This is a genomic window from Sideroxydans sp. (genome assembly GCF_054604835.1).
In genome coordinates this window covers 96,491-109,150 of sequence record NZ_JBTSFG010000003.1, presented here as the reverse complement: position 1 = coordinate 109,150, position 12,660 = coordinate 96,491, and the positions used below count along the sequence as shown (strand labels likewise).

The 12,660-nt window shown below is 58.5% G+C and carries 14 protein-coding genes; 13 read left to right on the top strand and 1 reads right to left on the bottom strand.

The window, feature by feature from the left end; genetic code table 11:
- From ACYCZ5_RS06090 to ACYCZ5_RS06060, 7 genes are all read left to right on the top strand, one after another.
- Positions 1-318 (top strand): YbaB/EbfC family nucleoid-associated protein, encoded by a 318-nt coding sequence (locus ACYCZ5_RS06090; protein ID WP_461543905.1) that lies wholly within the window; start codon positions 1-3, stop codon positions 316-318.
- Positions 319-918, top strand: coding sequence for a recombination mediator RecR (gene recR / locus ACYCZ5_RS06085; protein ID WP_461543904.1), 600 nt, complete (start codon positions 319-321; stop codon positions 916-918).
- Positions 915-1,739 (top strand): 23S rRNA pseudouridine(2605) synthase RluB, encoded by an 825-nt coding sequence (gene rluB / locus ACYCZ5_RS06080; RefSeq protein WP_461543903.1) that lies wholly within the window; start codon positions 915-917, stop codon positions 1,737-1,739. Before recR ends, rluB begins: the two co-directional genes overlap by 4 nt.
- A gap of 97 nt (positions 1,740-1,836) precedes the next feature.
- Positions 1,837-3,012, top strand: a complete 1,176-nt coding sequence (locus tag ACYCZ5_RS06075) for an adenylate/guanylate cyclase domain-containing protein (RefSeq protein WP_461543902.1) — start codon at positions 1,837-1,839, stop codon at positions 3,010-3,012.
- A 25-nt stretch (positions 3,013-3,037) separates the two neighbouring features.
- On the top strand, positions 3,038-3,445 hold the full coding sequence (locus ACYCZ5_RS06070) for a TssQ family T6SS-associated lipoprotein (protein ID WP_461543901.1): 408 nt from the start codon (positions 3,038-3,040) through the stop codon (positions 3,443-3,445).
- A gap of 22 nt (positions 3,446-3,467) precedes the next feature.
- Entirely contained in the window at positions 3,468-4,640 is a 1,173-nt protein-coding gene (locus ACYCZ5_RS06065; RefSeq protein WP_461543900.1) for a serine/threonine-protein kinase, read from the top strand.
- A 14-nt stretch (positions 4,641-4,654) separates the two neighbouring features.
- On the top strand, positions 4,655-5,089 hold the full coding sequence (locus ACYCZ5_RS06060) for a protein YgfX (protein ID WP_461543899.1): 435 nt from the start codon (positions 4,655-4,657) through the stop codon (positions 5,087-5,089).
- Here the strand turns inward: ACYCZ5_RS06060 and nadB are convergent.
- Entirely contained in the window at positions 5,080-6,657 is a 1,578-nt protein-coding gene (gene nadB, locus ACYCZ5_RS06055) for an L-aspartate oxidase (RefSeq protein ID WP_461543898.1), read from the bottom strand. The genes ACYCZ5_RS06060 and nadB overlap by 10 nt on opposite strands.
- 188 nt (positions 6,658-6,845) lie before the next feature.
- On the opposite strand from nadB, the gene rpoE reads away from it, so the two are divergent.
- The 6 genes from rpoE (at position 6,846) to lepA (ending at position 12,647) form a co-directional block, all read left to right on the top strand.
- A complete protein-coding gene (rpoE, locus tag ACYCZ5_RS06050; protein WP_461543897.1) occupies positions 6,846-7,445 on the top strand; it encodes an RNA polymerase sigma factor RpoE in 600 nt (199 codons plus the stop codon).
- 2 nt (positions 7,446-7,447) lie between these two features.
- Positions 7,448-7,921, top strand: coding sequence for a sigma-E factor negative regulatory protein (locus tag ACYCZ5_RS06045; RefSeq protein WP_461543896.1), 474 nt, complete (start codon positions 7,448-7,450; stop codon positions 7,919-7,921).
- 5 nt (positions 7,922-7,926) lie between these two features.
- On the top strand, positions 7,927-8,916 hold the full coding sequence (locus ACYCZ5_RS06040) for a MucB/RseB C-terminal domain-containing protein (protein WP_461543895.1): 990 nt from the start codon (positions 7,927-7,929) through the stop codon (positions 8,914-8,916).
- A complete protein-coding gene (locus tag ACYCZ5_RS06035) occupies positions 8,909-9,349 on the top strand; it encodes a SoxR reducing system RseC family protein (RefSeq protein ID WP_461543894.1) in 441 nt (146 codons plus the stop codon). Before ACYCZ5_RS06040 ends, ACYCZ5_RS06035 begins: the two co-directional genes overlap by 8 nt.
- Before the next feature lie 23 nt (positions 9,350-9,372).
- The gene (locus ACYCZ5_RS06030) at positions 9,373-10,764 is read left to right on the top strand and encodes a DegQ family serine endoprotease (RefSeq protein ID WP_461543893.1); all 1,392 of its coding nucleotides are present in this window, start codon (positions 9,373-9,375) and stop codon (positions 10,762-10,764) included.
- Positions 10,765-10,853: 89 nt separating this feature from the next.
- Positions 10,854-12,647 carry a translation elongation factor 4 gene (gene lepA, locus ACYCZ5_RS06025; protein ID WP_461543892.1) on the top strand — a complete coding sequence of 598 codons (1,794 nt, stop codon included), beginning with the start codon at positions 10,854-10,856 and terminating at the stop codon, positions 12,645-12,647.
- Positions 12,648-12,660 lie beyond the last annotated feature (13 nt).

Below are 12,660 nucleotides of genomic sequence, written 5' to 3'. Positions count from 1 at the left end.
ATGATGAAGGGCGGATTGGCCGGGCTGATGAAGCAGGCGCAGCAGATGCAGGCGAACATGAAGAAGGCACAGGATGAGCTGGCCACTGTCGAGGTGGAAGGGCAGTCCGGCTCCGGTATGGTCAAAGTGACCATGACCTGCGCGCATGAATTGCGCCGCGTGACATTGGATGACAGCGTGATGGACGACAAGGAGATGCTGGAAGACCTGATCGTTGCCGCTGTCAACGACGCCAACAAAAAGGCTGCCCAGACCACCGAACAACGCATGAGTGGGTTCACTGCCAAGCTGCCGCCGGGCATGAGTCTGCCGTTTTAAATGAAGACTCCTTCCAGTCTGGAAGATCTGATCGGCGCATTGCGCTGTCTGCCGGGTGTGGGGCCGAAGTCCGCGCAACGCATGGCCTATCACCTGCTGCAACGCGACCGTGACGGGGCCATGCATCTGGCGCACTCCCTCAGTCATGCGGTGGAGAGCGTGAAGCACTGCAGCAAATGCAATAATTTTTCCGAACAGGATGTCTGCTCCATGTGCAGTTCGGCGCAGCGTGAAGGTGATCTGCTATGTGTGGTGGAGATGCCCGCCGACCTGTTGATGATGGAACAGGCGCAGTGTTATCGCGGCATGTATTTCGTGCTGATGGGGCGCTTGTCGCCGCTGGACGGGGTGGGCGCGCGCGAATTGCCGCTGGAGCGCTTGGTCAGGCGTGCGCTGGAGCTGGAATGCGAGGTCATACTCGCTACCAATTTCACGGTGGAGGGCGAGGCGACGGCGCATTATCTGGCAACCTTGCTGAAATCGCAGGGGATCAAAGTGTCGCGTATCGCGCGAGGCTTGCCGGTAGGCGGCGAATTGGAACATGTGGATAGTGGCACCCTGGCGCAAGCCGTATTCGAAAGGCGAGAGATAGCAGCATGAGTGAACAAGGCGAAAGGTTGCAGAAGGTGCTGGCGCAGGCGGGCCTTGGTTCGCGCCGCGAGATGGAGGCCTGGATCGCTGCAGGGCGCATCGTGGTGAACGGCGCAGTGGCGACCTTGGGGCTGCGTATCGCCGAGGGTGACCGCGTGCAGGTGGATGGCCGCAACGTTCGCTTGAAGCTCGAGGCTGAGCCGCAATTGCCGCGCGTGCTGCTCTATCACAAGCAGGAAGGCGAGATCGTCAGCCGGGACGACCCGGACGGCAGGGCCAATGTGTTCGATGAGCTGCCGAGATTGCGCGGACAGAAATGGATCGCCATCGGACGTTTGGATTTCAATACCAGCGGGCTGCTGATCTTCACGACTTCAGGTGAGCTGGCGAATCGTCTGATGCACCCGCGCTTTGAAGTCGAACGCGAATATGCGGTGCGCGTGCAGGGCGAGATGTCGCCGGAACAAATGAAGCAGATGACCAATCAGGGTCTGGAGCTGGAAGACGGTGTGGTGAAGTTCGACAAGCTGAGCGACGAAGGTGGTGAAGGTTTCAATCACTGGTATCGCATCGTCATCAAGGAAGGGCGGAATCGGGAAGTGCGTCGCACTTTCGAGGCCTTGGGTTTGCCGGTCAGTCGGCTGATGCGCGTCCGCTTCGGCATCGTCAATCTGCCGCCCCGCATCAAGCGCGGCATGATGGCCGAGCTTGGCGAGGGCGAAGTGAGGGCTATCATGGACTGGGTCGACCTGCCTGTTCCCGCGCCGCGCCAACAGCGTCCGGATGTGCGCAAGAGCAAGATGACCAGAGCCAAGGTGCGTAAAAATTGAACTGGCGGTAAACCCCCGGTGTCGTTAGAATCCGGCAGGTTATTTTTGGCGGACTCTGCGGTTTTCGTGGATGGAACGCGAATGACAGATAGGACACATGGAACAAAGAGGCAATAAAACCATCGTTTGCTCGGTCTTTTTTCTGGATATCGTTGAATATTCCAAGAAGTCCGTGTCAGGCCAGATATCCCTGAAGGAGCGTTTCAACGCATTCCTGTCCATCGCTATTCGCGATGTGCCGGTGGCGGATCGCATCATTCTGGATACGGGTGATGGCGCTGCGATCAGTTTTCTGGGTGATATAGAAGATGCCCTGCAGGCCGCGCTGAGTGTGCGCAGCAGCTTGCTGGGAGAGGGGGTGCGTATGGATCCGCCCCTGCTGGTGCGCATGGGTATCAATCTTGGTCCTGTGCGTCTGGTCAAGGATATCAACAGTCAGCCCAACATCGTCGGCGACGGCATCAATGTGGCCCAGCGCGTGATGGGTTTTGCCGACCCGGGGCAGATACTGGTGTCGCGCTCCTACTATGATGCGGTTTCGCGCCTGTCGCAGGAATATGCAGGCATGTTCCACTATCAGGGTTCCCGCACCGACAAGCACGTGCGCGAACATGAGGTCTATGCTATCGGTTATCCGGGCGACTTCACCACGACACAACGTAGCGTGGAGATAGAGGAAGAGATCGAGCACACACAAGGTGTGCAGCGGATCGTGGCGTTGTCCAAGCGCTACTGGTATGAGTTCCTGCGTCAGGCATCTGGGTACGAGCGACATGCGGTGGCCATATTCAAACGTGCGACCAAGCAACAGCGCGCAGCGATTGTCGGGGTGGCGGTATTGGTGCTGGCCACTTCGGTGCTGGCGGCATATAAACTTGCGCATCGGAGTGAACCGGAATCGGCAATCCCAGTCATAGCAGCTGCGCCGCAGACAACTTCGAGCAAACCAGCGCCTGAAGCTTCTCCAGCTCCCGCAGCAAAGGTCGCGACCCCGCCGCCAGAAAAGAAGATACAAGGGGTTAAGGAGAGCGCGCGTGTCCGCACGCTCGAGGATACGACCGGGGGGCCGGCGGTGATCAGCTTGGCGATCTTGCCTTGGGGTGAGGTTTATCTTGACGGAAAGAAGCAGGGCGTGAGTCCGCCGCTGATGGAGTTGCAGGTGGTGGCAGGGCGGCATACGCTGGAAATCAGAAATTCGACATTCCCGGTGCATAAGAAGGTTATAAGTGTCAAACCGGGCGCGAACATAAAGATCAGGCACAGTTTCAAGTAGCCTGATCGAACAGGAGAGTTGAAGGATGTTACGTTGGATTATTGCGGGCCTGGCTTCGCTGGTGCTTGCCGGCTGCGGATCGGTGGTCGGGACCTGCGAAGACGGCAGCGGCGGCATTCGCCTGTTCGGGGATAGCGTCGCCAAGCGGTATCTGGCTAAAGGTGTCAGCGAATATGAGACTGGCAACTACGTCAATGCCAAAACCGCGTTGCAAGGTGTATTGGAGAACCAGTATGCCACTCGACACGAGACATTATGGGCAAACAAATATCTGGCTTTCATCTATTGCGTTTCCGGCGATCAGAAGCTGTGTCGGAATCATTTCAAGAACGTGCTCGAGATCAATCCGAATTTCGATCTGACGGCCGCCGAAGCGGGACATCCGCTGTGGGGGCCAGTCTTCCGCAGCGTGAAGGGTGCAAGCTCGAAGTAATCACTCGGAGTTGTTACGGGACATGATCAGCCAACTCGGTCGTTATGAAGTCATAAGTGAGCTAGGCCAGGGTGCTATGGGGGTCGTGTACAAAGCACGCGATCCGCTGATCGATCGCGAAGTGGCGATCAAGACCATCAATCTAAGTCTGGCCCTGGAAGAGCGCGAAGAATACGAGGCGCGTTTCTATCAGGAAGCCAAGGCAGCCGGGCGATTGAGTCATCCGAATATCGTGACCATCTACGATGTGGGCCGCACCGGCGACATTGCTTATATCGCGATGGAATATCTGCATGGTCGCGAACTGCGCGATGTGCTCAACGAAAACAAGATATTGCCTGTAGCGCAGGTATTGGACGTCATCATTCAGGTGGCACAAGGGCTGTCCTATGCCCACGAACATGAGATCGTGCACCGTGATGTGAAGCCGTCCAACGTGATGGTCGTGCGGGACGGGCACGTGAAGATCACTGACTTCGGCATCGCGCGCATGGCCTCTGCCGCGGTGCGCACCCAGACGGGCATGGTGCTGGGTTCGCCCAAGTATATGTCTCCTGAACAGGTGCTGGGCAAGGTGACCGATCAGCGTTCGGACATCTTCTCCCTCGGTGTGATGTTGTATGAGATGTTGACCGGGCAGGTGCCGTTCATCGGCGAGAACGTCAATGCCATCATGTACCAGACTCTGAATGCCATCCCCGCGCCGCCCAGCAATGCCAATCCGGCGGTACCGGAGATGTTGAACTATATCGTCGCCAAGGCGCTGGCCAAGGATCTGGACGCGCGCTATCAGAATGCAGGTGAGATGGTGAACGATCTGCGCGCTTGCCGTGAAGCGTTGCCGCGCGCAACGGATGGGGCGCAACAAGCCAAGCGATCCGCCTTGGTCACGCGGGCAACAGACGGGGATGAAGACAAGGCTGTGATCGCGCTGGGTTTGTCTTCGTCCTTCGATTCGAATGAGGCGACCATGCGTCTGGCCGCGATGACGGCGAGCAAGGAGGAGGTCGAAGAGCTATCCAAGACCCTGCGCACGGAGCGACCCAGCATGGCTGAGATCAATCGGGCGGCCCCCAAGGCAGCGCAGCATCTTGCTCGTCACAGAGCAGAGCAGCCGGGCAAGGGCGGCGGCTACTTGCTACTGGTCCTCGTTGCCATGATTGTGCTCGGTTTACTTTCCGCACTTATCTTCTGAGTCCAGCACGCAGGATGGACACTCAAGTCCGGGTCACACTGCATGCATCGCGCGCGCATTTCGTCTTGCTGGTTGCTTCAGCGGTCATATCGATTCTGATGATATCCACGTTACCAATCGCCACTGGCTGGCATTGGGTGGGCTATTTGGTGACCTCGCTCAGCACTGCATGGCTGCTCAGGCGAGATGTGGCGTTACTTTCAAGGCGGTCATGCATTGCGCTTGTGTACGGCAAAGACCGACACATTGTCTTGGAACTGCGCGACGGCGAGCAGATTGCCGGCGAGGTTTGCGCTGATACGCTGGTTTCGCCTTGGCTGGTATTGCTCAATGTGGCTACTGCGGGCCATGGAAGAAGAAGTCTGCTGCTGTTTCCGGACGCGATGCCTGTTGATGGACATCGCCGTTTGCGTGTATTGCTACGGAACTCGGAACGTCTTCAATCATGAGGGGTCAATATCGTCGGCAGTGCTTCGGGGGTGGTCAGCGGAAAATCCTTGCTGTAATGCAAGCCGCGACTCTCGTGGCGCGCCAGTGCGCTTTGCACGATGAGATCGGCCGCTTCGACCAGATTGCGCAGCTCAAGCAGGTCGGATGTCACATGGAAGTTCCGGTAATACTCGCTGATCTCTTCATGCAAGAGGCTGATGCGATGCTGGGCGCGTTGTAACCGTTTGGTCGTGCGCACGATGCCGACATAATCCCACATGAAGCGGCGCAGCTCATCCCAGTTGTGTGACACCACCACCAGTTCATCCGCGTCAGTGACGCGGCTCTCATCCCAATCGGGTAGCGGCTCAATTTCCTCCGAACTTCCGGCAAGGATGTCTTGTGCGGCGGCTTCTGCGAACACCAGACATTCCAGCAGTGAGTTGCTGGCGAGGCGGTTGGCGCCATGCAGGCCGGTATGGGCAGTCTCGCCGATCGCATACAGGTCGTCGATATCCGTGCGTGCCGCCAGATCGGTCATCAGGCCGCCGCAGGTGAAGTGCATCGCCGGCACCACGGGTATGGGTTGGCGTGCGATATCTATACCCAGTGCCAGGCAGCGTTCATGGATGGTGGGGAAGTGCTCACGCAGGAAGGCTTCGGACTGGTGCGTGATATCCAGATAGACGCAGTCCAATCCGCCTTTCTTCATCTCGTAGTCGATGGCGCGGGCGACCACATCGCGCGGTGCCAGCTCTGCACGCTCGTCGTGCCAAGGCATGAAGCGGGTGCCGTCGGGCAGTCTCAGGATGCCGCCTTCGCCGCGCACCGCTTCGCTAATGAGGAAAGATTTTGCATGCGGGTGGTACAGGCAGGTAGGATGGAATTGCATGAACTCCATGTTCGCCACCCGGCAGCCGGCGCGCCATCCCATAGCGATGCCGTCGCCTGTCGCGGTGTCCGGATTGGTGGTGTAGAGATAGACCTTTCCGGCACCGCCGGTCGCCAGGACGGTACGCGCCGCGGAGAGGGTAACGACTCTGTCGCTGAGGGTGTCCAGCACATAGGCACCGAAACAGCGTGTCGGAGATTTGCCGATCTTGCGACCGGTGATCAGGTCGATCGCGATGTGATGTTCGAGCACGGTCACATTGGGATGGGCGCGCACCTTGTCGGCCAGCGTCTGCTGGACAGCTTTGCCTGTGGCATCGGCAGCATGGATGATGCGGCGCTTGCTGTGTCCGCCTTCGCGGGTGAGGTGGAAATCCTGACTTGCGTTGTCCTCTTTCGAGAATGGCACACCCTGATCGATCAGCCAGCCGACAGCGGCAGCCCCGCGCTCAACCACGAAGCGCGTAGTCTCGGGGTCGCATAAACCTGCCCCTGCCGTCAGGGTGTCGCGGATGTGCTCATCGTGACTGTCATCGGGACTTAGTACGGCGGCGATGCCGCCCTGGGCCCATGCGCTGGCGCCATCCAGCAGCGAACGTTTGGTGACGATGGCGACCTGTTGCCGGTCGGCCAGCTTCAAAGCCAGCGTCAAGCCGGCCAGGCCGCTACCGATGATCAGAGTATCAAAGCGCAACACGATAGGAGAAATGCGGAGGAATCATTGGCCCGACTATAGCAAAACTTGTGATTAAAACGTGGAAATGAACTTATTTCAAACAGGACTGTCAATTGGCGCGTTACGGGCAAGGCTGACGATGTGCACCCGTCCGGTTATACTCTCGCGCCGCGCATCGTGGCGCAAACAATACAAAACCGGGAAACGGAATGGGTGACAGGGAGGTCGATCAACAGCTGGTGGAGCGCGCGCAGGGCGGCGACAAGCACGCGTTCGAGCTGCTGGTGGCCAAGTATCAGCGCCGTTTGGGGCGTTTGATCTCGCGTTTCGTCCGTAATCCTGGCGAAGCCGAGGATGTCACGCAGGAAGCATTCATCAAAGCTTATCGTGCATTGCCGGCATTCCGTGGGGACAGTGCGTTCTACACCTGGTTGTATCGTATTGGCATCAATACAGCCAAGAACCATTTGCTGTCGCAGGGGCGCAGGGCACCGACCAGTACGCCGATGGATGCCGAGGAGGCCGAGGCCTTCGAGGATGCTTCGCTATTGCATGAGGTGTCGACGCCCGAGAACGAGTTGATGAGCAAGCAAGTGGTCGAGGTGGTGAACTCTTCCCTGCAACAGTTGCCTGAGGATTTGCGCACCGCTTTGACGCTGCGCGAGATCGAGGGGCTGAGTTATGAAGAGATCGCATCGGTGATGAATTGTCCGATCGGCACGGTAAGGTCGCGTATCTTCCGGGCGCGAGAGGTGGTGGCAGCGAATTTGCGTCCGTTGCTGGGTACTAGCGAAGACAAGAGGTGGTGAGCATGAAACAGGAAATTTCGGTGTTGATGGATGGCGAGATGTTCGAGGACGAAGCGGACGTATTCCTTGATAAGTTGAAGCGCCACCCCGAGACAGACCGTGACTGGGCCGAATATCACCTGATCGGCGACGCCCTGCGCCAACCCGATCATATCAACCGCGACTTCATGGCGGTCTTCCACGAGCGATTGCAGGCAGAGCCCACCATCCTTGCGCCTCGCCGTCGCCAGCAGCAGCGCATCAAACAGTATGCATTGTCAGCCGCCGCTTCGGTCATGGCGCTGGCACTGGTGGCCTGGCTGTCTATGCAGGTCGGGCAAGAGCCGGCTCCGCAGATGGTCAGTGTGCAACAGCAGAACATGGTGCGCCCGGTGGCATTCCATGCCAGCGACTACCTGATGGCACACCAGGAGTTCTCTCCCAGTGCCGATGTACAGGGGGCGGCAACATACATCCATTCGGTGGCGGCAAAATAGTGCGTATGCAGATCGCGAAAGCCGGGCTGTTGGTCGCATTGTTGCCGCTGTGTGCGGCAATGGTGCAGGCTGATCCCTTGCTGGATGATGCCGACTGGTTGCGAACCATGGCTTTTGCGGCGCACGAGACCAATTACAGCGGCGTATTCGTCTATCAGGCCGGCGGCCGGGTCGAGACCTCCCGCATCACGCATGTGGTCGACAAGCACGGCGAGCATGAGCGATTGCAAGGTTTGGATGGCCAGCGGCGAGAAGTGATACGCAACAACGATCAAGTCTGGCTGCAGCTGGGCGACAAGAAAGTGCACTTCGAGCAGCAACGTCCGCGCCGGGCATTCCCCGCACTCCTTCCGGAGCAGATCCAGAGCCTCAAAGAGAATTACAACATCATCCAGCAGGAAGAGGATCGTGTGGCGGACTACCACGCCCACACGTTGTTGCTGCAGCCCAAGGATACTTTGCGCTATACGCGCAAGATGTGGGCGCACAGCGAATCCGGCCTGCTGTTGAAGGCGGTGGTGCTGGATGAGCGCGGCAAGGTAATCGAGCAATACGCCTTCTTGCAGTTGCAGATCGGCGGCGATATCGAAAGCAAATGGGCTGTGCCCGACGCAAAAGATGCCGCAAAACTGGCGGGGCGCAAGCATCTGTCGCCGCTGCCGCGCCACAATGTGGCGAATGCGGCCAGTGGTTGGCAGGTGGATGGCATCCCGCCCGGATTCAAGAAGATTCTGGAAATGAGCCGCAATATGCGCGACAAGAAGTTCCCCGTCGTGCATATCGTCTATTCCGACGGTCTGGCTGCGCTGTCCGTATTCGTCGAACAGGCCTCCGATGCAGCAGGGTATCGGGCCGGCTTGAAAAGCCAGGGAGCGGTACATATCTATAGCAGGCTGATAGGCGACCAATTGGTGACGGTGGTTGGCGAGCTCCCGCCGCGCGCGGTCATACAGGTTGCCGATTCGGTGCGTTACGCAGGGGTGCCGAATGAATGAGATGCGTGCCATCGTGCGGAGCCTGCATGGCGCCGAGGCGGAGATCGAGCCGGTCGGCGGGAATGGATGTGGTCGTTGCGCGAGCGGTAAAGGTTGTGGGAGCGGAAAGTTGTCCCAACTGTTTTGCAGCAGCAAGCCGCGCACCTTTAAAGTTGGCAATGCTGCTAACGCAAGAGTGGGCGATGAAGTGAACGTCGGACTGCCGGATGGCGTGTTGCTGCGCAATTCGATATTGATGTACGTGTTGCCGCTGACATTCATGTTGGTGGCTGCTTTGCTGGCTTCCGCCCTCTTTGCCGAGGCGCCGGATGGCGCTGCCATGCTGGGCGCGGTGTCCGGATTGCTGGCGGGATTCTTAGTGGTGCGGCAGTTGACGAAACGATCCGGGATGCAAGCTGTGGTGCGCTCGGTCGTGAGTGCCGCCGGTTCCTGAATATAATCTGACAGGAGGTTTGGATGTTCAAACGATCACTCGCGTTACTGCTCGGCATATTGCTGGTGGGCAACGTGTCAGCCAAGGATCTGCCCGATTTCACCGGTTTGGTTGAAAAGCAGGGGGCTGCTGTCGTGAACGTAAGTACTACGCAGGCCGTCTCTGCGCAGCAGATGATGCCCGGTTTGCCCAACCTGCCCGAAAACGATCCCTTCTATGAATTCTTCAAGCGCTTCGCGCCTCAAATGCCGCGCCAACAGGAATCGCAATCACTGGGTTCCGGTTTCATCATCAGTGCGGATGGTTACATCCTGACCAATGCGCATGTGGTGGATCGGGCCGACAAGATCACTGTGCGCCTGACCGACAAGCGGGAATACAAGGCACGCGTGGTAGGCGCCGACAAACGCACCGATGTGGCTTTGCTCAAGATCGAAGCCAGCGGTTTGCCCACGGTGGAGCTGGGCAAACCGGATCAGCTCAAGGTCGGTGAATGGGTGTTGGCGATCGGTTCGCCGTTCGGTTTTGACAGCAGCGTGACGGCGGGTATCGTCAGCGCCAAAGGGCGTTCCCTGCCGCAGGAGAACTTCGTGCCGTTCATTCAGACCGATGTGGCGATCAATCCAGGCAACTCGGGCGGGCCGTTGTTCAACATGAAGGGGGAAGTGGTCGGTATCAATTCCCAGATATACAGTCGTTCCGGCGGGTATATGGGACTGTCGTTCTCCATCCCCATCGATGTGGCGATGGATGTGGTCAAGCAGTTGCGTACCACGGGTAAAGTCACACGCGGGCGCATCGGCGTCACCATTCAGGAAGTGACGCGTGAATTGGCCGAGTCCTTCGGTTTGAAGAAAGCCGCTGGCGCACTGATCTCCGGTGTCGAGCGCGGAGGTCCGGCGGATAAAGCCGGGGTGCGTGCGAGCGACGTGATCCTGAAGTTCGATGGAAAAACGGTGGAAAGCTCTTCCGACCTGCCGCGCATCGTGGCGGCAACCAAGCCGGATAGCAAGGTGCCGGTGTTGATCTGGCGCAAAGGCAATACGCTGGAAGTTTCCTTGGTCGTGGGCGAGATCCAGGATCCGAGCGAGCAGGTGGCGGCGCAGATCGACCCCGCCGATGCGCAGACTCAGAGCGTGCTCCGCTTGGGCCTGAGCGTGATCGAACTTACCGACGAACAGAAGGCCGAACTGCAGGTGGAAGGCGGCTTGCTGGTGGTCGATGCCAAAGGCGCTTCTGCTCGGATCGAGATGCAGCGCGGTGACGTGATCCTGGCCATAGGCAATATCGAGATACGCACCGTGGCGCAATTCAACGAGATCCTCAAACAAGTGCCGCCGGGCCGCAGTATCGCCTTGCTGGTGCGCCGCAACGACGGCACGGTCTACATCCCTGTCCGTCTGGACGAAAAATAACCCTGCCTTCCGGCAGTGCCCGTCAAAATCGGCTAGAATGCGCGCCCTGCGCAACTACCGAATTTGACGGGATTTTTATTTCAAACCTCATGCAACATATCCGTAATTTCTCCATCATCGCCCACATCGATCACGGCAAATCCACGCTGGCCGATCGCATCATCCATCTCTGCGGAGGTTTGGCCACGCGCGAGATGGAAGCGCAAGTGCTGGACTCGATGGATATCGAACGCGAACGCGGCATTACCATCAAAGCGCAAACCGCGGCCCTGAGCTATAAGGCGCGAGATGGGCAGGTGTACAACCTCAACCTGATCGACACCCCTGGACACGTGGACTTCTCTTATGAAGTATCGCGTTCTCTTTCCGCCTGCGAAGGCGCGCTGCTGGTGGTGGATGCCTCGCAAGGTGTGGAAGCGCAGACCGTGGCCAACTGCTATACAGCGCTGGATCTGGGCGTGGAGGTGGTGCCGGTATTGAACAAGATAGACCTGCCATCCGCCAATCCTGAGAACGCCATCGCCGAGATCGAGGATGTGATCGGCATCGATGCGCAGGAGGCGGTGCATTGCTCGGCCAAGACTGGGCTTGGAGTCGAGGATGTGCTGGAATCTTTGATCGTCAAAGTGCCGCCGCCCAAGGGCGATCCGGCCGCGCCCCTGCAGGCATTGATCGTCGACTCGTGGTTCGACAACTATGTCGGTGTGGTGATGCTGGTGCGCATCATCAACGGCACGCTCAAGCCCAAGGAAAAGATCCTGTTCATGGCCACCGGCGCGCAGCATCTGACCGAGCACCTCGGCGTGTTCACCCCCAAGTCGCAGGATCGCGAGTCGCTGTCCGCCGGACAGGTCGGTTTCGTCATCGCCGGCATCAAAGAATTGAAGGACGCTAAGGTCGGCGACACCATCACCCATTTGGCCAAGCCCGCCGCATCCGCTTTGCCAGGTTTCAAAGAGATACAGCCACAGGTGTTCGCTGGATTGTTCCCAGTGGAATCGAACCAGTACGAAGCGCTGCGTGACTCACTGGAAAAACTGAAACTGAACGATTCCGCGCTGATGTACGAGCCGGAAGTGTCGCAGGCACTGGGCTTCGGCTTCCGCTGCGGCTTTCTCGGCCTGCTGCATATGGAGATCGTGCAGGAACGTCTCGAACGCGAGTTCGACATGGACCTGATCACCACCGCGCCCACCGTGATCTACGAGGTGGTGCAGCGCGACGGCTCGGTGATCATGGTGGACAACCCGTCCAAGCTGCCCGACCTGTCCAAGGTCGAAGAGATCCGCGAACCCATCGTGAATGTGAATCTGTACATGCCGCAGGAATATGTGGGCGCGGTGATCACCCTGTGCACGCAGAAGCGCGGCATGCAGATCGACATGAGCTACCACGGCAAGCAGGTGCTGCTGAAATACGAGATGCCGATGGGCGAGATCGTGCTCGATTTCTTCGATAAGTTGAAATCTGTGTCACGCGGCTATGCCTCGATGGACTATGAGTTCAAGGAATACCGTCCGGCGGACGTGGTGAAGGTGGACATGCTAATCAACGGCGAAAAGGTGGACGCGCTGTCCATCATCGTGCACCGCGCCAATAGTCAGTATCGCGGCCGCGAGGTGGCGGCCAAGATGCGCGAGTTGATCCCGCGCCAGATGTACGATGTGGCGATCCAGGCCGCCATCGGCTCCAACATCATCTCGCGCGAGAACGTGAAGGCGTTGCGCAAGAACGTGCTGGCCAAGTGTTACGGCGGTGATATCTCGCGCAAAAAGAAACTGCTGGAGAAGCAGAAGGCAGGTAAGAAACGCATGAAGCAGGTGGGTAGCGTGGAGATCCCGCAGGAAGCCTTCCTGGCGATCCTGCGTGTCGACGATAAATAAGGGGCAGGGAAGA